Origin of the sequence: Hymenobacter convexus (genome assembly GCF_030580955.1) — a bacterium.
Lineage (GTDB): Bacteria > Bacteroidota > Bacteroidia > Cytophagales > Hymenobacteraceae > Hymenobacter.
On the sequence record NZ_JAUQON010000003.1, the window covers coordinates 192,661 to 212,937 of the forward strand.

17 protein-coding genes and 1 tRNA gene are annotated in these 20,277 nt (G+C 62.9%); 12 read left to right on the forward strand and 6 right to left on the reverse strand.

The features are described from left to right. Positions 1-4: 4 nt before the first annotated feature. Positions 5-859 (reverse strand): N-acetylglucosamine kinase, encoded by an 855-nt coding sequence (locus tag Q4S41_RS07480; RefSeq protein WP_305030483.1) that lies wholly within the window; start codon positions 857-859, stop codon positions 5-7. Positions 860-1,074: 215 nt separating this feature from the next. On the opposite strand from Q4S41_RS07480, the gene Q4S41_RS07485 reads away from it, so the two are divergent. From Q4S41_RS07485 to Q4S41_RS07505, 5 genes are all read left to right on the forward strand, one after another. Further along, a complete protein-coding gene (locus tag Q4S41_RS07485; RefSeq protein WP_305030484.1) occupies positions 1,075-2,091 on the forward strand; it encodes a N(4)-(beta-N-acetylglucosaminyl)-L-asparaginase in 1,017 nt (338 codons plus the stop codon). A gap of 129 nt (positions 2,092-2,220) precedes the next feature. Continuing rightward, entirely contained in the window at positions 2,221-2,925 is a 705-nt protein-coding gene (locus Q4S41_RS07490) for a copper homeostasis protein CutC (protein WP_305030485.1), read from the forward strand. A gap of 80 nt (positions 2,926-3,005) precedes the next feature. Next, a complete protein-coding gene (locus tag Q4S41_RS07495; protein WP_305030486.1) occupies positions 3,006-5,705 on the forward strand; it encodes a D-alanine--D-alanine ligase family protein in 2,700 nt (899 codons plus the stop codon). A gap of 151 nt (positions 5,706-5,856) precedes the next feature. Beyond that, positions 5,857-6,618, forward strand: coding sequence for a PASTA domain-containing protein (locus Q4S41_RS07500; RefSeq protein WP_305030487.1), 762 nt, complete (start codon positions 5,857-5,859; stop codon positions 6,616-6,618). Positions 6,619-6,681: 63 nt separating this feature from the next. Then, on the forward strand, positions 6,682-8,625 hold the full coding sequence (locus Q4S41_RS07505; RefSeq protein ID WP_305030488.1) for a T9SS type A sorting domain-containing protein: 1,944 nt from the start codon (positions 6,682-6,684) through the stop codon (positions 8,623-8,625). Positions 8,626-8,802: 177 nt separating this feature from the next. Here the strand turns inward: Q4S41_RS07505 and Q4S41_RS07510 are convergent, their stop codons facing one another. After that, a complete protein-coding gene (locus Q4S41_RS07510; RefSeq protein ID WP_305030827.1) occupies positions 8,803-9,315 on the reverse strand; it encodes a fasciclin domain-containing protein in 513 nt (170 codons plus the stop codon). Positions 9,316-9,712: 397 nt separating this feature from the next. Further along, positions 9,713-9,784, reverse strand: a tRNA-Arg gene (locus tag Q4S41_RS07515). Between the two features lie 165 nt (positions 9,785-9,949). On the opposite strand from Q4S41_RS07515, the gene Q4S41_RS07520 reads away from it, so the two are divergent. Next, the gene (locus Q4S41_RS07520) at positions 9,950-10,420 is read left to right on the forward strand and encodes an organic hydroperoxide resistance protein (protein WP_305030489.1); all 471 of its coding nucleotides are present in this window, start codon (positions 9,950-9,952) and stop codon (positions 10,418-10,420) included. An 88-nt stretch (positions 10,421-10,508) separates the two neighbouring features. On the opposite strand, the gene sucC is transcribed toward Q4S41_RS07520, so the two are convergent. Both sucC and Q4S41_RS07530 read right to left on the reverse strand, forming a co-directional pair. Next, positions 10,509-11,705 (reverse strand): ADP-forming succinate--CoA ligase subunit beta, encoded by a 1,197-nt coding sequence (sucC, locus tag Q4S41_RS07525; RefSeq protein WP_305030490.1) that lies wholly within the window; start codon positions 11,703-11,705, stop codon positions 10,509-10,511. Positions 11,706-11,866: 161 nt separating this feature from the next. After that, positions 11,867-13,027 carry a glycoside hydrolase family 113 gene (locus Q4S41_RS07530; protein WP_305030491.1) on the reverse strand — a complete coding sequence of 387 codons (1,161 nt, stop codon included), beginning with the start codon at positions 13,025-13,027 and terminating at the stop codon, positions 11,867-11,869. Between the two features lie 135 nt (positions 13,028-13,162). On the opposite strand from Q4S41_RS07530, the gene Q4S41_RS07535 reads away from it, so the two are divergent. Next, positions 13,163-13,822, forward strand: coding sequence for an ABC transporter ATP-binding protein (locus tag Q4S41_RS07535; protein ID WP_190923742.1), 660 nt, complete (start codon positions 13,163-13,165; stop codon positions 13,820-13,822). Between the two features lie 95 nt (positions 13,823-13,917). On the opposite strand, the gene Q4S41_RS07540 is transcribed toward Q4S41_RS07535, so the two are convergent. Then, positions 13,918-14,823: a COG4315 family predicted lipoprotein gene (locus tag Q4S41_RS07540; RefSeq protein WP_305030492.1), complete on the reverse strand. Its 906-nt coding sequence runs from the start codon at positions 14,821-14,823 to the stop codon at positions 13,918-13,920. A 653-nt stretch (positions 14,824-15,476) separates the two neighbouring features. Here Q4S41_RS07540 and Q4S41_RS07545 point away from each other — a divergent pair. The 5 genes from Q4S41_RS07545 to Q4S41_RS07565 all read left to right on the forward strand — a co-directional run bounded on the left by Q4S41_RS07545 (position 15,477) and on the right by Q4S41_RS07565 (position 20,227). After that, positions 15,477-16,268 (forward strand): hypothetical protein, encoded by a 792-nt coding sequence (locus tag Q4S41_RS07545; RefSeq protein ID WP_369811272.1) that lies wholly within the window; start codon positions 15,477-15,479, stop codon positions 16,266-16,268. A 121-nt stretch (positions 16,269-16,389) separates the two neighbouring features. Next, the gene (locus tag Q4S41_RS07550) at positions 16,390-17,064 is read left to right on the forward strand and encodes a response regulator transcription factor (RefSeq protein ID WP_305030494.1); all 675 of its coding nucleotides are present in this window, start codon (positions 16,390-16,392) and stop codon (positions 17,062-17,064) included. 12 nt (positions 17,065-17,076) lie between these two features. Next, a complete protein-coding gene (locus Q4S41_RS07555) occupies positions 17,077-18,453 on the forward strand; it encodes a sensor histidine kinase (RefSeq protein ID WP_305030495.1) in 1,377 nt (458 codons plus the stop codon). A 293-nt stretch (positions 18,454-18,746) separates the two neighbouring features. After that, positions 18,747-19,031 carry a hypothetical protein gene (locus Q4S41_RS07560; protein ID WP_305030496.1) on the forward strand — a complete coding sequence of 95 codons (285 nt, stop codon included), beginning with the start codon at positions 18,747-18,749 and terminating at the stop codon, positions 19,029-19,031. Continuing rightward, positions 19,028-20,227 (forward strand): efflux RND transporter periplasmic adaptor subunit, encoded by a 1,200-nt coding sequence (locus tag Q4S41_RS07565; protein WP_305030497.1) that lies wholly within the window; start codon positions 19,028-19,030, stop codon positions 20,225-20,227. Before Q4S41_RS07560 ends, Q4S41_RS07565 begins: the two co-directional genes overlap by 4 nt. Positions 20,228-20,277: the final 50 nt, after the last annotated feature.

A 20,277-nucleotide genomic window follows, 5' to 3' on the forward strand; every position in this document is an offset into this window, starting at 1 on the left:
GTTTCTACGGCCGGGCGGCTACTTCGTGGTAGCGCACCAGCGCTTCAATCGGCTCACGCAGCATCTGGCCCACGGCCATGCCGTGGCGCTGCGCCACCGCCGCCAGTGCGTCGCGGAAGTAGTAGCCCACCGAGCCCACGCAGTTGAAGGCATGGCGTCGATAATCGGGGTAATGCGTGACAATTTGCTCAAAAAGGCCTTCGAAGGCGCGGGTGACCACCTCCTGGCAGTAGGGCTCGTGGGCGTGCGCGCCCGCAAACCGGGCAAAACCGGCGAGGAAGCGGTTGGGCAGCGGCTGGTTGTAGAGGCGGTCGAGCACCTCGCTCAACTCGCCCAGCCGGTATTCGGCTTTCAATTTCGCGGCCAGTGCCGTGGGCATCCGGCCGCGCAGGTAGTCGCGCAGCACCTGCCGGCCAATGGACGTGCCCGAGCCCTCATCACCCAGCGAATACCCCAGCGACTCAATGACCTGCGTGATGCGCTGGCCGTCATACAAACACGAATTGGTGCCCGTGCCCAGAATGGCGGCAAAACCTGCCTCCCGCCCCAGCAGGGCGCGGGCCGCCGCCAGCAAGTCTTCGGCCACAAACACCTCCCCGGCCTGAGGCCATACCTGCCGCAGGGCCCCGGCTATCACCTCGGCCTTGGCCGGCGAGAGCACGCCCGAGCCGTAGTAATGAATGGCACGGATGGGCGCTTGGCGCACATCGACCGGCACCTGGTGCGCCAGCGACGCGGCAATGGCCGGCGTGTCCCAGAAATAGGGATTGTAGCCCTCCGTATTGAAATATTGGGGGGGGCCACCGGCCAGCAGCGCCCAGCTACAGGTGGTCGAGCCACCGTCGGCAATGAGTATCATAGGCCGCGAAAGTACGCGGGAGTTGGCAGCCGGCCGTATATTTCGCCACTTAGCTTTTGTCCGGTAAATTATTCAGACCGTCATGCAGAGCGGAGCGAAGCATCGCGCTTGTGGCAGCAATTCAATCTTTGTAACGGCCTTAATTAGTGGCAGCCCGCGAGATGCTTCGCTCCGCTCTGCATGACGGTCCGATACACCAACACCCCCTCCTTCCCATGCCCTCCCGCCGCAAATTCCTGCAATCATCCGCCGCTGGCCTAGCTGGCCTGGCCGCTTCGCCCCTGGCGGCCGTGGCGCTGCCCGCCGCTCCGGTGGCCGGCAAGCCCGTCGTTATTTCCACCTGGGATGCGGGCGTGAACGCCAACAAGGGCGCCTGGAAAGTCATCGGCCCCGGCGGCTACGCCCTCGATGCCGTGGAGGCCGGCGTGATGGTGACCGAGTCGGAACAGGGCTGCTGCGTGGGCCTGGGCGGTAACCCCGACCGCGACGGCATTGTGACGCTCGACGCCTGCATCATGGACGAAAAATTCAACTGCGGCGGCGTGGCCGGCCTGGAGCGCATCAAGCACCCCATCAGCGTGGCCCGGCGCGTGATGGAGCGCACCCCGCACGTGCTACTGGTGGGCGAAGGCGCCCAGCAGTTTGCCCTGGCCCAGGGCTTCCCACTGGAGCCCCAGCAGCTGAGCGCCGACGCGAAAAAGGCATATACCGAGTGGCTGAAAACCAGCAAGTATCAGCCCGTCGTCAACATCGAAAACTCGAAAAGCCACCCCACCGGCCCCGTGGGCGGCCCCCAAAACCACGACACCATTGCCATGCTGGCCCTTGATGCGCAAGGGCGCCTCAGCGGCAGCTGCACCACCAGCGGCATGGCCTTCAAGATGCGCGGCCGGGTGGGCGACTCGCCCCTCATCGGCTCCGGCCTGTTTGTGGACCCGGCGGTGGGCGCCGCCGCCGCCACCGGCCAGGGCGAAGACGTGGTGCGCATTGCCGGCGCCCACACCGTGGTGGAGCTGATGCGCCAGGGCCGCACGCCTCAGCAGGCCTGCAAGGAGGCCATTGAGCGCATTGCGGCCATCAAAGGCGCGAAAGCAAAAGACATTCAGGTGGCTTTCATCGCCATCAGCAAAACCGGCCAGACCGGGGCTTATGCCCTGCAAAAGGGCTTCAACTTCACCGTGAGCACCACCGACACGCCGGTGCTGCGCGACAGCGAGTTTCTGCTGAAGTAAACCAATCGCCTGTCATCCTGAGCGCAGCGAAGGACCTTATCATGCCTGAACAGTTTGCAGTAATTCGGACGGTCCAAGCGTAATAAGGTCCTTCGCTGCGCTCAGGATGACAGCTATATAATGAGTTCAATGCCCCTCACCCTCGAAATCTGCGCCGCTTCCCTCCCCTCGGCCCTGGCGGCGCAGGCGGGCGGCGCGCACCGCATCGAGCTGTGCCAGAACCTGGAACAGGGCGGCATCACGCCCTCCTACGGCTTGATTCGGGAAACGCTGGCGCAGCTCAGCATCCCGGTATTTGTGCTGATTCGGCCCCGGACTGGCGGCTTTGTGTACTCGGCCGATGAGCTGGCCATCATGCGGGCCGATATTGAGGTGTGCCGCCAGCTGGGCGCGGCGGGCGTCGTGCTGGGCGCGCTCAATGCGGCCGGACGCGTGGATATGAACGTCTGCCGGGCGCTTATTGAGCGGGCAGGGCCGATGCAAGTCACCTTCCACCGCGCTTTCGATTCCTGCCCCGACCAGGACCAAGCGCTGGAAGACGTGGTGGCGCTGGGCTGCCAGCGCGTACTCACTTCGGGCGGGCAGGCCACCGCCGCGGCGGGCCAGGTGCAGCTGGCGGCACTCGTGGCCCAGGCGGCCGGGCGCATTAGCATTATGCCGGGCGCGGGCGTTTCGGCGGTCAATATCCGGGAGCTGGCCCGGCAGACGGGCGCGCGGGAGTTCCATACCAGCGCCAAGCGCCGGTGGCCGGCCAACCCAGCCGACGGCCTGTTTCAGACGGAACGTTTTGAAACCGATGCCGCTTTGGTGGCCGAGCTGGCGGGCCTGCTGTAGCGCGGACTTTTAGTCCGCGAATCGGTTGTTCGCTCGCGGACTGAAAGTCCGCGCTACGGGTTCTTACCTTTGCGACACTTATGAAAATCGGCATTTTTTTCGGAGGCACTTCGCGTGAGCGGGAAATTTCGTTCGCGGGCGGCCGCACCGTCTTTGATAACCTGGACAAGGCGCTGTTTCAGCCCGTGCCCATCTTCGTGGACAGCCTGGGGCAGTTCATTCTGCTCGACTGGCAGTTCATCTATAAAGGCACCATTCGGGATTTCTACCCGCCGGTGAGCTCGCAGCCGCCGTCGCTGCACCATTTGCAGGTGTATATCGAAAGCCTGGGCGAGCTCAGCCACGACGAGCGGTTTGAGGCCATTGCCAAGGTGGGCCGCGAGGTGAAAGCCCAGGAACTGCCTCTGCTGATGGATTTTGCCTTTCTGGCCCTGCACGGGCCGGGCGGCGAGGACGGCGCCATTCAGGGCCTGCTGGAGTGGCTGGGCATTCCGTACTCCGGCTCGGGCATTCTGCCGTCGGCGTTTGGCATCGATAAAATCGCGCAGAAAAACCTGCTGCACGCCTTAGGCCGGCCCACGCCCGATTTCCGCGTCATCAAGGCCGAGGAATGGGACACGACGGACCACGCCGCCACCCTCGCCTACCTGGTGCGCGAACTGGGCCTGCCGCTGGTGCTGAAGGCCCCGCGCCAGGGCAGCAGCATTGGCGTGAGCATTTTGAAAACCGACGACTTGGCCAAGTTTGAGGCCGCCATCGACAAAAGCCTGTTCCGCAAAACCGTGACCCGCGCCGACTGGCAGCGCCTCGGCGAGCAGGACCGCATTGCCTGGGTGCAGCACCTGACGGATATCCGCGAAGGCATTGGCCTGCCGGTTGTCATGAATGACGAAATCGCGCCCATCTATCATCCCGAATCCCTGCTTTTCGCGCTGACCGAAGCGCTGGAAACCGCCGAGGAAGTGCGCCTGACCAACATCGACGGCGAAACCCAGGTGCTGGTGGAGAGCTTCGTAGCCGGCCGCGAGTTCAGCTGCATCGTTGTTGAAGACCCCAACGGCCTGCCGCTGGCTTTGCCTCCCACCGAGATTGTGAAAGGCGAGGAGATGTTCGACTACCGCTCGAAGTACCTGCCCGGGCTAGCCCGCAAAATCACGCCCATCGACTTACCCGAGGAGAAAATCCAGGAAATCCGGGAGGCCTGCGAGGAGATGTTCCGCACCTTCGGCTTCCAGGTGTATGCGCGTTTGGATGGCTTCGTGGGGCACGATGGCCGGCTGTTTTTGAATGACCCGAACACCACGTCGGGCATGCTGCCGGCCTCGTTCTTCTTCCACCAAGCCGCCGAAATCGGCCTGAACCCGTCGCAGTTTCTCACCTATTTGATTCGCACCTCGCTGGCGGCGCGGCGCCGCGCCGGCCTGCGCCCCGTGAAGCTGGCGCAGCTGCTCAATCAGCTCGACACCGCCGTGGCCGGCCGCCAGCACGAGGCCACTGAGCGCATCCGCGTGGCTGTGATAATGGGTGGCTACTCGTCGGAGCGGCACATTTCGGTGGAAAGCGGGCGCAACATTTACGAAAAGCTCAGCTCCTCGGCCAAGTATGCGCCGGTGCCGGTGTTCCTCACGGGTTCCAGCGCCGAGCACAAACTTTACGTGCTGCCCGTGAACGTGATGCTGAAGGACAACGCCGACGACATCCGCGAGAAGATTGAGCACGCCGAGGCCGGCGAGGCGCCGCACCCCATTCTGGAGCGCATCCGGCGCGAGGCCAGCACCATCACCAGCACCTACGCGGGGCAGGCGCTGGCCCAGCCGCGCCGCATCTCGTTTGAGGAGCTGGCCCAGCTGGCTGATGAGGTTTTCATTGCCCTGCACGGCCGGCCCGGCGAGGACGGCGCCTTGCAGCAGGAACTGGAACGCTTCAACCTGCCCTACAACGGCTCGGGCGTGGCCAGCAGCAGCGTCACCATCAACAAGTTCGAAACCAACAAGCGCCTGCGCGAAGCCGGCCTGCTGGTGGCCGAGCACCGTATGGCCAACAAGCTGGAATGGCAGGCCGACGCCGAAAGCTTCTACCGCAGCCTCGAAACGCAGTTCCCTTACCCCTTCATCGCCAAGCCCGCCGACGACGGCTGCTCCTCGGCGGTGAAGAAAATCAAGAACCGCGCGGAGTTGGAAGCCTTCAGCCAGCTCATTTTCCGCACCGAAGAAGACCTCATGCCCGGCCCGGCCGAGGTGCTGCACCTGGGTTTCAAGGAAGAATTCCCGCGCAAGGATGCTTTCCTGGTCGAAACCCTCATCAGCCGCGACGGCGCCGCCCACTTCCTGGAAGTGACCGGCGGCCTGCTCACGTCTTACGACGAGGACGGCCTGCTCGACATCGAGGTGTTTGAAGCCAGCGAGGCCCTGGCCACCGGCGAGGTGCTGAGCCTGGAAGAGAAGTTCCTGGCCGGCGAAGGCCAGAACATCACCCCCGCCCGCTACGACGTGGACCCCGCCGAGCGCCAGCGCATCTCCAACGAGGTGAAGGCCGTGCTGCGCCGCGTGGCCGAAGTGCTCGATATTCAGGGCTATGCGCGCATCGATGCTTTCGTGCGGGTGCGGCAGGAGGGCGAAGTGGAGGTGCTTATCATCGAGGTAAATTCGCTGCCGGGCATGACGCCGGCTACCTGCATCTTCCACCAGACGGCGCTGGCCGGCTACACGCCCTACGAGTTTATCGACCGGATTCTGGAGTTCGGCAAGGCACGCACCGCCAAGGCTGCAGCGGCCAACTAGAACGTCGTCATTGAACGTCATGCAGAGCGTAGCGAAGCATCTCGCTGGCCACAGTAATTCATTCGGTTGGGTTAGTTGTGGCCGACGAGCTGCTGTGCTACGCTCTGCATGACGTTCTTTGGGTTAAAATCAATAGCATATTCGTTACCGCATGTCGTTTTTCTCTTCTGATTCCCCGCTCGATGTCGTGAAGCACTTGGTGCTCATTGCCATTGTGGGCATCTTGCTGGTGCTGGGCTTTTTCTACGTGTACCTGCCCATGAGCACGCACCACGGCGAAACTATCACCGTACCCAAGGTGACGGGCATGAACGTGGCCGACCTGGAAAACTACCTCGACGAGCGCAACCTGGCCTACTTCGTCGACGACTCCAGCTACAACCCCAGCGTGCGGCCCTTCACCGTGCTGGTGCAGGACCCCGCGCCGGGCGAAAAGGTGAAGGAAGGCCGCAAAATCTACGTGCAGGTGAGCATGAAAAACCCGCCCGTCATCAAGATGCCCAAGCTAATCGGCAACTCCTCCAAAGCGGCTACCCTCATCCTGAAAAGCTACGACCTCGTGGTGGGCCAGATTCAACTAGTGCCCGACTTGGCCACCGGGCAGGTGCTGAAGCAGCTGGTGAACGGCAAGGAAATCGCCGCGGGCGCGCCCATCACCAAGGGCGCAACCGTGGACTTAGTAGTGGGCGACGGCCAGGGCAACCAGACGTTTGCCGTGCCCAACCTCATCAACATGCCCCAGGACGAAGCGCTGCTGTTGCTCTCCGGCCAGGGCCTGCAAAAAGGCGAAGTGTTTGAGCAGCCCGCCGAAGAAGGCCAGACGGCCGGCACGGTGGTGCGCCAGCGCCCCGTGGCCGGCCCCGATGCCACCATCCGCACCGGCCAGCTGGTCGATATCTGGGTGGCGAAATAGTTGTTCGTCACGCACTTTTTCCAGGCGCTCGGGCGTTGGGCCTTCAACTTTCCTCTCCACCGCATGATGACACGATTCCGCACGTATTGCCGTCTTCTACTCCCGGCGCTGCTCCTGGCCACCGGCGCCGCCCGGGCCCAGGTCATGCTGCCCTCCGGCCCGCTCCCCAGCGACCCCAGCCGGGCAGCTTACAGCCTGAAAATCGACCGGGCGGCGCAGCAGCGCACCACGGCGTTGTCATTGCCTTTTTTCGATGATTTCACCACGCCGCTCGAAGGCGCGCCCGACGTGCGGCGGTGGGCGCCCACGGGCGGCGCCTTCGTAAGCAACCGCCTAGCCCTGGCGCCCCTCACCCGCGGCGCGGCTACCCTGGACGGCATCAAGGCTAACGGCCAGAGCTACAGCAGCGGCACCGGCGTGGCCTACGGCCCCATCGATTCGCTGAAATCGCAGCCCATCGACCTGAGCGGCCTCACCCCCGCCGACCAGGTGTACCTGAGCTTTGCCTGGCAGGCCGGCAGCATCATTGGCACGCCCAACCTCAACTCCACTACCAGCACGGTGAAGCTGGAGCTGTACCTGAAAACCAGCGCCAATACCTGGGTGCGGGCCTGGTTCTACAACAGCCAGCGGGCGCGCACCGGCTTCCGCCAGCAGGTCATCGACCTCAACCAGGCCCAGTACCTGCACGGCGATTTCCAGTTTATGCTGGTGGCCAGCGGCAACACCTCCGACAACCTCGACAACTGGGGCGTAGACTATGTGCTGCTGGACCGCGGCCGCAGCCGCGGCCTGGCCGATACCACGTTTGTGGACGTGGCCACCGGCGCCGGCCTGGTGGGCAGCAGCCCATCGGGCGGGTTGCGCAGCCCCTTGCGGCGCTACACGGCCATGCCGGTGTGGCAGTTCAATGCCGCGCCCACCAGCGAGTTGAGCACGAATCTGGGCGTAAACCTGACCAACCTCGAGCTGCCCACCCCGCCCCTGCCCCGCCCCATCGACGTGACCGGCACCGTGCGCAACCTGACCACCAACACCCCGCTGGGCACCTGGCTGCAAGCCTCGCGCCTCATCAACCCCAACGTGCGCAATTCGCCGCAAGTCGGGTCGGCGGCCACGGTGGCGGTGCCCACCACGGCCACGGCCAAACGCCTGCGCTACAATTTAGTTATCAATACCAACGGCCTGGAAATGCCGCGGGCCGTGCCCAATGACACCATTTCGCGCGATGTGGAGCTGAATAACTACTTCGCCTACGACGACGGCACGGCGGAAGCGTACACGCAGATAATTGCCCGGTCCACCGGCCAGGCGGAGGTCCTGGCTTACCGCATCAACCTGAACCAGCCCGACCACGTGGGCGGCCTGCGCCTCTACCCGGTCTATACCCCAGCCGATGTCAACGTGCGCCCCGTCACCATCAGCGTGTGGAGCGACGACTCGGGCCATCCCGGCGCGACGCCCGTTGCCACCAAAACGGCCAGCCTGCCCGGCACCGGCCCGCTGCCGGGTGGCCTGCCCTACTACGAAATCACCTTCGACCAGCCGGTCCCTGTGTCGGGCGTTTTCTACGTGGGCTTTTCGCAGCCTTCCACGGGCCGGTTCCTGAGCTACGGCAAAGACTTAAATAACTACTTCCCGCCCGGCTACCTCTGGAACCGCAGCTACGTGGGCGTCTGGGATTCTATTCGCTTTGTGGGCCCGCGCGGCGCCCTAATGATGCGCCCAGTGATGACCAATAACGTGACCACGGCCACCGCCTCGGCCCGCGAAGCCGCCGCCTACAGCCTCTACCCCAACCCCACCCACGGCACCGTGCGCGTAGAGGGCCCCGCTTTCGCCCGCGCCACCTTGCTCGATGCCCTGGGCCGCACCGTGTGGGAGCAGCCTGCCGCGCAGGCCGGCCAGGCCACGCTGCCGCTGCCCACGCTGCCGCCGGGCGTCTACACCGTCCGCCTCACGCTGGCCGATGGCCGCACCGTAGGCCGCCGGCTGATGCTGGAATAGGATTGGGAAATCAACAGAATAAAAAGGCCCGCCAGAACTATCTGGCGGGCCTTTTTAATGCGCTCCAGACCTTCATGCCGAGCGCAGTTGAAGCATCTCTACCGCTTCGTTGTTCCGATTGGATTAGTTGCGCTTTAGAAATGCTTCGACTGCGCTCAGCATGACGTTCAGGATGGCTTACTTGGTCGGCATCAGCACCGTGTCAATGACGTGCGTGACGCCGTTGCTCGAAATGACATCGGGGATGGTGACGCGGGCCATGCCGCCTTTGGCGTCTTTAATCATTACACCGTTGCCGTTTTTCATTACCGTCAGGGTTTCGCCTTCCACAGTGGTAAGCGTCTGGCCGGGGGTGAGGTTGCCGGCAGTATAGCGGCCGGGCACCACGTGGTAGGTGAGAATGGAGGTGAGTTTGGGCTTCATTTCCGGCGTCAGCAGCGAGTTCACGGTGCCGGCGGGCAGCTTATCGAAGGCCGCGTTGGTGGGCGCAAATACGGTGAAGGGGCCGGTGCTTTTCAGCGTTTCAACCAAGCCGGCGGCTTTCACGGCGGCTACCAGGGTGGTGTGGTCGGCGCTGCCCACGGCATTGTCCACGATGTCCTTGTCGGGCGTCATCATGGCACCGCCTACCATCACGCCGCCCGTGGTGGTGCTCATGCTGTTCGTGGTTGTGGTGGTGGAGGTGCTCATGGCTTCGCCCTTGCGGGGCATGGTCTTAGCCTTCATCTTGTCGCCGGCGTCCGACTTGCCTTTCACCTTCATTTTGCCATCGTCGGCCATCTTGGTTTTGGTAGTCATGCCGTCGGCCTTGGTTTTGGTCTTGTCGGCGTCCGACTTGGTCTTCATGTCATCCTGGGCATAAGCCGGGGTGGCTAGGGCTGCCAGCAGGGCAGCGGCGGCGAAGAGTGGTTTCGTGTTCATAAGGTGTGGGAATGAGGGTGAGAGATGGGCAATACCTATCCATACGAATGAATAGAAACATTAGGTTCTTTTCCCTTTCCGCGGGCCACCTCTGAAAATTATGCCTTCCAACGCCCGCTTAAAAGCAAAAAGCCCCGTCTCCAATTTGGAAACGGGGCTTTTTATGTGGTCATGTTAGGAATCGAACCTAAATCAAGAGCTTCGGAAACTCTCATACTATCCGTTGTACGACATGACCAGGTCCTGGATAGGACTGCAAAAGTAGCCGCAAAAGCGAAGGCAACCAAATTTGCAGGCAAAATCCTTGGCCCCGCCGCTTAGCTCCGCCATAACCTGAGGCGTGGAAATACAGTTAAGCCTAAGCGTATCACGCATCACCATTCTTTCACCTTCCATCTCCCAAATGAAAAAGAATCTGTATACGGCCGACGCTTCGGCCGTAGGTGGCCGCAGCGGCCACGTCCGTTCCGCCACCGGCATCATCGACCTCGACATGTCCGTGCCCGAGGGCCTGGGCGGCAAGAAAAACGCCACCAACCCCGAAGAGCTGTTTGCCGCCGGCTATGCTTCGTGCTTCCAGCAGGCCCTGCTCGTCATCGCCCAGCGCGCCGGCGACAAACTCGACCCCAACACCACCGTGCAGTGCTCGGTCACGCTCTTCCAGGAAGGCGAAGGCTACGGCCTCAGCGCCGTGCTCGACGTGGACCTCAAAGCCTTCGACCAAGCCAAAACCATTGACATGGTGCGCCAGGCCCACAAAATCTGCCCCTATTCCGTGGGCACCCGCGGCAACATGGAAGTAGAGCTGAAAGTGAAAGGCGAAGCCATTCCGGTGCAAGCCGAAGAAAATGCCGGCGTGGCTGAGAAGAATTAAGAATTAGCAATTAAGAATTAAAAATGGCCGCCGGATACGCTCCGTGCGGCCATTTTTAATTCTTAATTGCTAATTCTTAATTTAACTGCTAAGCAGTTGCCAGCACTTCTTTTACGCGGGCGGCGGCGTCTTTCAGCAGCACGGCCGACGACACTTTCAGGCCACTTTCGTCGATGATGCGGGCACCTTCCTCGGCGTTGGTGCCTTGCAGACGCACGATGATGGGCACGCGGATGTCGCCGATGGCTTTGTAGGCTTCCACCACGCCGTTGGCCACCCGGTCGCAGCGCACGATGCCACCGAAGATGTTAATCAGGATGGCTTTCACGTTCGGGTCCTTCAGGATGATGCGGAAGCCGGCTTCCACCGTCTGGGCGTTGGCTCCACCCCCTACGTCGAGGAAGTTGGCGGGCTCGCCGCCGCTCAGCTTGATGATGTCCATGGTGGCCATGGCCAGGCCGGCGCCGTTCACCATGCAGCCCACGTTGCCGTCGAGCTTCACGTAGTTTAGGTTGTTCTGGCTGGCTTCCACTTCCAGGGGGTCTTCCTCGTTGAAGTCGCGCAGGGCCACGAAATCCTTGTGGCGGTACAGGGCGTTTTCGTCCAGCGTCACCTTGGCGTCAACGGCCAGGATTTTGTTGTCCGACGTTTTCAGCACCGGGTTGATTTCGAACATGCTGGAATCGGTTTCGTCGTAAGCCTTATAAAGGGCCGTCACGAACTTCACCATTTCCTTCTGGGCTTCGCCTTCGAGGCCCAGGTTGAAGGCAATTTTGCGGGCCTGGAAGCCCTGCAGGCCCACGGCGGGGTCTACGAGTTCTTTCAGGATTTTGTCGGGGTGCGACTCGGCCACCTCTTCGATGTCCATGCCGCCCTCGGTGGTGTAGATGATGACGTTCTTGCCGCTGGTGCGGTCCAGCAGCACGCTCATGTAATATTCTTTGGTCTCGGACGGACCGGGGTAATACACGTCCTGGGCCACCAGAATTTTGTGCACTTTGCGGCCTTCGGCGCCGGTCTGCTTGGTCACGAGCTGCATGCCGAGGATGTTGCCGGCAATTTCTTTCACCTGCTCCAGGTTTTTGGCGAGCTTCACCCCGCCCCCTTTGCCGCGGCCCCCGGCGTGGATTTGCGCCTTGATGACGTACCAGCTGGTGCCGGTGTCGGCGGTCAGCTTCTCGGCGGCGGCTACGGCCTCTTCGGGAGTGTCGGCGGTGATGCCTTCTTGCACGCGGACGCCGTATTTTTTCAGGATTTCCTTACCCTGGTATTCGTGAATGTTCATAAAAACGGTAAAGGGGTGGGTTGTGCCTTGCAGCCCTGCGGTTGCAGACGCGAAAGTACGGCGCCCGGGCCATCATTGCGCCAATTAATTAGCGGACGTGCGACGTAGCGCGGACTTTTAGTCCGCGCCCGAGCTGCTTACTCGCGGACTAAAAGTCCGCGCTACTGCCCGTACCAGCGCGCCAGCACGGTTTCGGCGGGCTTGTGCTGAGGAGTGAAATCGGCGTGGCGGCGGGCCGGGCCGTCGGCCGCCAGCCCGGGGTACCATTTCCAGATAAACATCCCTTTCAGCCACGGCTGGCCCCAGGTGGCCCGGAACAGCGCCTCGTAGCAGCGGGCCTGGGTGGCTTCGTCGGGCGTGGCGGTGGCCAGGCGCTCGGGCCATTCCCAGGGGCGGGCGGCGGCATCGGGCGTGGTTTTGTAGCCCACTTCGGTGAAAACGATGGGCTTTTTGATTTTTTTCTGCCAGGCGGCCAGGGCGCGCAGGTGGGGCTGCCAGCCGCGTAGCAGCGTATCGAGCGGTGGGCTGGCAGCCGTGCTAATCGGGAAGTAGGCCTGAATGCCCACGTAGTCCAGCGCGTCCCAGAAGCGGATTTGCTGGTACTCCACGGCCCAGTTGGCGGCGTAAGTGAGCGGGCCGTGGTACACCTTTCGAATCTGCTTTATCAGCCCGCGCCAGGCCTTTTCATGGGCCGGCTCGGTGGCGTGTAGCAGTTCGGTGCCAATGCAAAGGCCGTCGAAATGCGCGCTTTCGGCCAGCGCGGCATAATGCAGGATGAAGGCCGAATAATTGGCAAACCACGCATCCCAATCGGCCTTGCTGGTCATTTTGATGTCGCCGGGCCAGGCGGCGCGGCCCCGCACCCACAAGTGCGGCTTGAGCAGCGTGCGGATGCCGTACCGCCGGGCCAACTGCGCCGTGTAGACGAGGCCGGCGTCGCTTTCGCCCCACAGGCCGCGGCGCCCCACGGGCCGGGCCGTGTTGGTGCGAATGCCCGGCTCGGTGGCGCCTGCCTGCCAGCCGAAGGGCATCTGGGCAATCCAGGTGATGTGGTCGCGCAGCAGGGGCTCCAGTTCAGCCTCGGTCACGGAGTCGCCGCCCACCCAGCTCATGCCCCGCAGCCGGGTGCTGTCGAACGGGCCGGCCAGGGATGGCGCGATGAGCGACTGCGCCAAAGCAGCTTCTGATGGGTCTGAGAGCACATTTGCTGCCCGGTTATGCTGCGGCAAAAAGCTACTTGCCCCCCAGCCCAGCAGCGCCAGCACCAGCCCCACACCCGCAAGCACCCAACCGCGGCGCACCGAAAAAAAACCAGGCATCATGAGCGAAATTTCTGACATCGGGCCGCGAATAACGACGCCGAACGCCCGGCATCGTATAAGGGCCGGCTTAGCTGCGGCCGGATTGTGCGTAGCTTTGTCACTACCGCATTCCGTTCACGTCTATCGCCGGCTCCGTTGCTGCAAGCTATCAACATTCACAAGAGCTACAACGCTCTGAACGTCCTCAAGGGCATCGATTTAACGATTGAGAAGTCGGAAATCGTCAGCATCGTGGGCTCCTCGGGCGCGGGCAAGAGCACGCTGCTGCACATTCTGGGTACCCTCGACAACCCCGATTCGGGCGAGGTGCTGTTCGATGGCGAGTCGGTTAGCTCCTTGGGACGCAACGACTTGGCCCGGTTTCGCAACCGGCACATCGGCTTCATTTTCCAGTTTCACAACCTGCTGCCCGAGTTCACGGCCCTCGAAAACGTGTGCCTGCCCGCCTACCTGGCCGGCCGCTCCGAAAAAGAAGTGCGCGTGCGGGCCCGTGAGCTGCTCGGCATGCTCAACCTCGAAGGCCGCGCCGAGCACAAGCCCAGCGAAATGAGCGGCGGCGAGCAGCAGCGCGTGTCCGTAGCCCGCGCCCTTATCAATTCGCCCGAAATCATCTTCGCCGACGAGCCCAGCGGCAACCTCGACACCAAAAACGCCCAGGAGCTGCACCAGATTTTCTTCCTGCTGCGCAAAGAGCTGGGCCAGACCTTCGTCATCGTGACGCACAACGAGCAGTTGGCCGACATGGCCGACCGCAAGATTGTGATGCGCGACGGCCACATTCTGGAAGGCGGTTAGGGCTCCGGTTGGAGGAACCAATAAAGCGAAAAAGGAACGTCATGCTTTGACTGCGCTCAGCATGACGTTCCTTTTTGCTCTTTTATCCCTCTCCCCTACCGCGCCGGGTCGGCCACGAACCAGAAGTCGCCGGAATCGTTCAGGTTGTGGCCTTCTACTTTGCCCCGGGTGGCGGCGTCGCCAGCGTAGTAATAGAGCGGGTGGCCCTTGTAGGTGAGCTGGTTGCGCGTGCTGGTGGTGGTGCCGTAGGCCCCGCCGGTGGGGCTAGGGTCGCGGCTGATGGTGCCAAAGTTGCTGGCCAACAGCGAAGACGGAGCCGCGGGCGCACTCATATACAGCGCCGGCCAGATGGCGGCGCAGCCGCTGGTGCAGTTGGTGGGCTGGGTGCTGGGGCTGGTATTGTCTTTGGCAAAGTAATAAAGCGTGCGCCCGTTGATGTCGGTCAGGAAGGTTTTGGTGGACGAAGTACCGGCGGTTTTGTCGACCACCGTTTTGCTGGCCAGCACCACGCCGTAGTCGGGGTTGAGCACGTGCCAGATGCCGCCGATGCCGTTGCCGCCGGTGGCGCCGGGCGCCTCGCGGGTGTACACGCCGGCCGTGGCCGGGGCGTAGTAGTAGAGCGGCCAGCCTTTGTAAGTGGTTTGCTGGCGGCCGTCGGTGGTGGTTTTGGTGGCGAAGTCGGCTGCATTCAGCGCTTTGGGCACCTTGATATTGGCCTCGTAGTACACCGGCCACAGCGGCATGCAGGTGGCGCTGGTGCAGCTGTTGGTGCCGTCCACGTCGCGGGCGAAGATGTAGAGCGTGTTGCCACTGGCATCGGTCATGTAGGTGCCGAGGGTGGCCGAGGTGGCCAGTTTCACGTTGGCCACGGCGTCCGGGTCGACTTCGGGCGTGGAGTCTTTTTTGCAGCCGGCCACGCCTGCACTGAGGGCCGCTGCCAGCACAAGGCCCAGCCCGATGGACCAGAACCGCGTTAGAAAATTGTTTACCGACTGTGCCATGAAAGTAATTGGTTAAGAGAATGAAAGATGATTTTCGAGGCTGGTTAAACCGTTTTTCTGGGCATAGCCAGTCCCGGCCCCGGCCTGGAAGGGGCCGGGAGGTGGAGGCCGGGCAAAGCGCTGGGCCAGATTGGAACGTGTTACAACTGGCCGACTGACAGGTGAGCGGGCAGCGGAAGCCGGCGCCGGCTTCCAGCCGCCCGTTCACGGGCCAGCCGGCGCCCCATTGCGCGGAGCTGGGTGAGTGCAGTCGCGCGGGGTCGAGGGCTTTACCTGCTACTCGGAAGGAAGCGAAAAAGGGTTGGCTGGCCGGGCAGAATAATTGGCCGGTGGGGGTGCTGGCACCTTTCTGCAACGCGCGTCTGCTCCCCATCCTGCTTCATCCCGCTCCTTAAGCCATGATAAATCCAGTGGCTATGCCCTCAGCCTTTAAATGAAGGAATGCGCCGGAATCTTAGTAAAGCTGATGGTGTTTCACTCCCAAACGACGCTTTCCCAAAATGATTAGCCCAAATAAATTTCCTTATTGCAGATAAACACTTGATTTACAGCAATAAAATTTACCAATATTTTTGGCTTTTTTGGCACGTTTCTTTCTAACTTTGGGTTATAAACACGAACATCAGTTGGACACATTAAAACAAACCACCGCCATGAACGAGGCCACCAAAACCACCAAGGACATTACCAAAAAAGTCAAAGTCGAGAGCTACGATATCAGCCGCTCCGATGAAACGCTGGATTTGGCGAAGGACCTCGCTAAGTTCATCAAGGACAATAAGCTCACCACCAACGTGCAGGGCAAGGAGTTCGTGAACGTGGAGGGCTGGCAGTACGCCGGCTCGCGCCTGGGCATCGTGCCCATCGTGGAGCACGTCATCAACGTGAGCTCGCCCGAGGAAATGAAGTACCAGGCCAAGGTGACGCTGTTTGACTTGCGCCACGGCACCACGGTGGGCGCCGGCTTTGCCGTGTGCTCGAACAAGGAGAGCGGTAAGAAATTCTACCAGGAATTTGCCATCATGAGCATGGCCCAGACCCGCGCCATCGGCAAGGCCTACCGCAACTGCCTGGCCTGGATTATCCGCGCCGCTGGCTACGAGCCCACGCCCGCCGAGGAAATGGACTACAACACCAACACGATGGCCGCTGCCGCGCCCGCTCCGGCCGTTGCCGTAGCCCAGGCCGTGCCCGCCATGCAGGTAGTGCCCGCCGAGCCCGCGGCTCCGGCCGCTGAGGCTGCTGCCGCCCCGGTGCAGTACGCCACGGCCGCGCAGAAAGAGGAAATCATTCGCTTGCTCAACCACCCGGTCATCACCCGTCCGGAGAAGACCAAGATGCTGCTCAATATCAACCGCCTCGACGAGGAGCGCGCCGTGCAGGCCATTGCCAAGCTGCGCAAAGCCATCGACGACCGCGAGAACGGGGAGAAAGCAGCCGCTTAATTATCACCCTCTATCTCTACCAGCCCGGTGCCGCAAGGTGCCGGGCTTTTTTTGTGAGGTTCCGACGCCCGGCCGCCCCGCGCCGGTGTGTACTTTTGGGCCTCTCTGATACGCTGCTGCTATGAAAGTTTTGCTGGTTGAAGACGAACCCCAACTGGCTTCTTTTGTCAAAAAGGGCTTCGAGCACGAGGGCTACGAATTGGCCGTGGCCTACGACGGGCGCACGGGGTGGTCGCTCTATCAGCAGCAGCCCTACGACCTTGTTATTCTGGATGTGAACCTGCCCTACCTGAATGGCGTGGAGCTGTGCCGCCGCATTCGGGCCGGCCAGCACCGGGTGCCGGTGTTGATGCTCACGGCCTTAGACAGCCTAACTGATAAGGAAGCGGGCTTTGAGGCCGGGGCCGACGACTACCTCGTCAAGCCTTTTGCCTTCCGCGAACTGCTGCTGCGGGCCCGGGCCCTCACCAAGCGCTACTCCGAAACAGGTGCAGCGCAGGTACTGCGCATGGCCGACCTGGAGCTGAACCTGGAATCCAAGATTGTGACCCGCGCGGGCCAGCGCATCGACCTGACCACTCGCGAGTATTCGCTACTGGAGCATTTGCTGCTAAACCAGGGGCGCATTGTGTCGCGGGTGGATATTGCCGAGCGGGTGTGGGAGCTGGATTTTGACACCACGACCAACGTCATTGACGTGTACGTGAGCTATTTGCGCAAGAAGATTGACCGCGACTTTACGCCCAAGCTCATCCACACGGTGGTGGGCATGGGCTACGTGATGCGCGAGCAATAACCTGCTGGGCCTATGCTGATTCGGAACAAGCTGATGCTGCGCTTTACGCTGCTGGTGCTGGGCATCCAGGTCAGCTTTTCGGCGTTCATCTTTTATTTCAACGCCAGCATGCGCGCGCAGCGCTTCGAGCACCGCCTCACCAACAGCGCCCTGCTGGCGGGGCGCCTGCTGGTGCGCACCCACAAGCTCGAAACCGGCATTCTGGGCAGCCTGCGGCGCGGCGATTTGCTGACCTTGCCCGCCGAGGAAGTCAGTATTTACGGGCCCGACAACTCGCTGCGCTACAGCAGCGCCGACAACATCGACCAAGCCGTGAACCGGGCGCGGCTGGCGGGGCTGCGGCCGGGCAAAACGGTGACGTATCCGGCTGTGGGGCACCGCGAAACTATTGGGCTGGTGTTTTTGCTGGAACCCGAGGCCGCCCCCTACCGCATTTTTGTATCGGCCGAAGACCGGGTGGGCTGGGCGCAGTTGCGGCAGTTGGGGCTGCTGCTGGTGCTGGGCAACGTGGGGGCACTGGTGCTCACCATCTTGGCGGGCTGGTTTTTTGCCGGCGCGGCCCTGCGGCCGGTGGCACGCATCACGCGGCAGGCGGGCCGTATTTCGGCTACTAACCTGGGCCGGCGCCTTTCGGAAGGCAACGGGCGCGACGAGCTAGCCCAGCTGGCCCACGCCTTCAACGGCATGCTGGCGGGACTGGAGCAGGCCTTTGAAGGCCAGAAAAGCTTTTTGGCCCATGCCTCGCACGAGCTGCGCACACCGCTCACTACCCTCACCGGCACCCTCGAAACGGCCCTGGCCTACGACGCCACCCTGCCCGACGCCCGCCAAAGCCTGGCCCAGAGCCTCGACGCGGCCCGACACCTGAGTGCCCTCACCAACGGCCTGCTGAACCTGGCCAAGGCCGACGGCGCTCTGCCGGCCTTCGCCCCGGTGCGGCTCGATGAGTGCCTGAACCAGGCCCTGCAGTTTGCCCGCGCCAAGTACCCCGGCCGCGAGTGGCGCCTCAGCTTCGGCGAGTTTCCGACCGAAACCGACGCCGACCCTTTTATGGTGCCCGGCAACGCGGAACTGCTGGTGACGGCCCTGCTCAACCTGCTCGATAACGCCGGCAAGTACTCCGGCGGCCCGGTGCGCACCGAGCTGGCCTACGCCGATGCCACTACCCTGCGCGTGCGCGTGCGCGACGCCGGCCCCGGCCTCTCGCCCGACGAGTTGCGCCAGATATACGAGCCCCTGTACCGCGCCTCAGGCGCCCTGGGCCGCCCCGGCTACGGCCTGGGCCTGCCCCTGACGCAGCGCGTGGTGCAGCGCCACGGCGGCCGGCTGGAAATCACCTCGGTGCCCGGGCAGGGCACCACGGCTACGGTGTGGCTGCCGGCGGCATAGTGTTTCGTCGTTCTGGCGGGCGCCTCCCCCCCCGCCCCCTCTCCCAAAGGAGAGGGGGAGCCTGACGATATTCTTTTAGTAGAGCAGCTCGCAAACCCCATAAGTCACCTATGCTGCCGTGGCGCCCCCTCTCCTTTGGGAGAGGGGGCCGGGGGGTGAGGCGCAATCGTTGAAGTCGTTAAAAACGGCCCTGCCCTACCGGCAGGGCCGTTTTCATGTTTTCTAATACCGTTCTCATCTCGTTCTAATGTCGCGGCGGGTCCTTTGTGACACATCCACCAAGGGCTTCGCCTATGCCGACGACTCCGTTCAAACCTCAGCCGACCAACCTGCTGGCCCTGCTACTCGGCGGGGCTTTGGTGCTGTCGCTGGGGTTGAACGGGGTGCTGCTGACGGCCCGGCCCGAGCCCTGGCCCGACGACGATGACGCCCTAGCCGCCACCACCGCCGACCTGCACCTCACCCAGCGCCTGTTGGCCCAGTGCCAGCAACACCAGTTGCGGCAGGACAGCCTGCGCACCCACACCGCCAGCGCCGCGCTGGCCGACCACCAACCCGACTTTTCTTCCGCCCAATGAGCCTATCTTTTTTGAAACCGCCCTTGTTCCTGAAACCCCGAAAATCAGTCATTTTGCGCTACCATGGCATCTGGAGCGGCGCGCTGGCCGTGGTGCTGGCGGCCGGCCTGGGCGCCTGCTCGGGCGAGGCCGATGGCAAGAGCCAGGAGAAGACCGCCGCGCCGGATGTACTGCCCGTGGTGGCCCTCAAAACCACCGAGCAGGAGCTGTTCCAGGACTACGTGGCCGATGTGCAGGCCGTGCGCAACGTGGAAGTGCGGGCCCAGGTGGCGGGCTTTTTGGAGGAGATTTTTGTGGATGAGGGTCGGCCCGTGAAGAAGGGCCAGCCCCTGTTCCGCCTCAACGCCAGCGCCCACCAGAACCGGCTGAGCCAGGCCCAGGCGGCGCTGGCCGGCGCCCAGGCCCAGGCCAGCGCCGCGCGGTTGGAACGCGAGCGGGTGCGCCTGCTGGTGCAGGAAAACATCATCGCCAAAACCGAACTGGCCCTGACGACTAGCAAAGTGAAGGACGCCGAAGCCCGCGTGGCCGAGGCCCGGGCCGGCGAGGCCGCCGCCCGCCTCAGCCTGGGCTACACGCTGGTGCGGGCGCCGTTCGACGGCATCATCGACCGGATTCCGCTCAAGCGCGGCAGCGTGGTGGAGGAAGGCACGCTCCTCACTACCGTGTCGGATTTGCACGAGGTGTACGCCTATTTCAACGTGGGCGAGGGCGAATACCTGCAGTACGTGAAGGCCAGGGAGCGCCACCCCGACCGCCACTCCGATTCGGTGCGCCTCACGCTGGCCGATGGCTCGGCCTACCCGCTGGCCGGCCGCATTGAAACCACCGAGAGCGAATTCAACCCCAACACGGGCTCGCTGGCCTTCCGGGCGCGGTTTGCCAACCCGCAGCGGATGCTCAAGCACGGCGCATCGGGCCGGGTGCGACTGACTACGACGCTGCCGGCGGCACTGCTGCTGCCACAGAAGTCGGTGTTCGAGATTCAGGACAAAAACTACGTGTACGTGGTGGACGGGCAGGGCGTGGTGCACATGCGCAACGTCCAGCCCCAGGCCCGCACCGGCGATTTCTACGTGGTGAAGGAAGGTTTGAAAGCTGGCGAGCGGGTGGTGTACGAAGGCGCGGCCAGCCTGAAGGACGGGCAGCGCATCAGCCCCCGCCCGGTGACGCTGGACTCGCTGCTGGCGGCGCGGTAGGGCGTCGTAGCGCGGACTTTTAGTCCGCGAGCGAGTCTGGCGGCAGAATC

Excerpts from the sequence above, each read along its gene's own strand:
- Q4S41_RS07480 (WP_305030483.1), bottom strand. The coding sequence starts at position 859 with ATGATACTCATTGCCGACGGTGGCTCGACCACCTGTAGCTGGGCGCTG.
- Q4S41_RS07485 (WP_305030484.1), top strand. The coding sequence starts at position 1,075 with ATGCCCTCCCGCCGCAAATTCCTGCAATCATCCGCCGCTGGCCTAGCT.
- Q4S41_RS07490 (WP_305030485.1), top strand. The coding sequence starts at position 2,221 with ATGCCCCTCACCCTCGAAATCTGCGCCGCTTCCCTCCCCTCGGCCCTG.
- Q4S41_RS07495 (WP_305030486.1), top strand. The coding sequence starts at position 3,006 with ATGAAAATCGGCATTTTTTTCGGAGGCACTTCGCGTGAGCGGGAAATT.
- Q4S41_RS07500 (WP_305030487.1), top strand. The coding sequence starts at position 5,857 with ATGTCGTTTTTCTCTTCTGATTCCCCGCTCGATGTCGTGAAGCACTTG.
- Q4S41_RS07505 (WP_305030488.1), top strand. The coding sequence starts at position 6,682 with ATGATGACACGATTCCGCACGTATTGCCGTCTTCTACTCCCGGCGCTG.
- Q4S41_RS07510 (WP_305030827.1), bottom strand. The coding sequence starts at position 9,315 with ATGAGCACCTCCACCACCACAACCACGAACAGCATGAGCACCACCACG.
- Q4S41_RS07520 (WP_305030489.1), top strand. The coding sequence starts at position 9,950 with ATGAAAAAGAATCTGTATACGGCCGACGCTTCGGCCGTAGGTGGCCGC.
- sucC (WP_305030490.1), bottom strand. The coding sequence starts at position 11,705 with ATGAACATTCACGAATACCAGGGTAAGGAAATCCTGAAAAAATACGGC.
- Q4S41_RS07530 (WP_305030491.1), bottom strand. The coding sequence starts at position 13,027 with ATGATGCCTGGTTTTTTTTCGGTGCGCCGCGGTTGGGTGCTTGCGGGT.
- Q4S41_RS07540 (WP_305030492.1), bottom strand. The coding sequence starts at position 14,823 with ATGGCACAGTCGGTAAACAATTTTCTAACGCGGTTCTGGTCCATCGGG.
- Q4S41_RS07545 (WP_369811272.1), top strand. The coding sequence starts at position 15,477 with ATGAACGAGGCCACCAAAACCACCAAGGACATTACCAAAAAAGTCAAA.
- Q4S41_RS07550 (WP_305030494.1), top strand. The coding sequence starts at position 16,390 with ATGAAAGTTTTGCTGGTTGAAGACGAACCCCAACTGGCTTCTTTTGTC.
- Q4S41_RS07555 (WP_305030495.1), top strand. The coding sequence starts at position 17,077 with ATGCTGATTCGGAACAAGCTGATGCTGCGCTTTACGCTGCTGGTGCTG.
- Q4S41_RS07560 (WP_305030496.1), top strand. The coding sequence starts at position 18,747 with ATGCCGACGACTCCGTTCAAACCTCAGCCGACCAACCTGCTGGCCCTG.
- Q4S41_RS07565 (WP_305030497.1), top strand. The coding sequence starts at position 19,028 with ATGAGCCTATCTTTTTTGAAACCGCCCTTGTTCCTGAAACCCCGAAAA.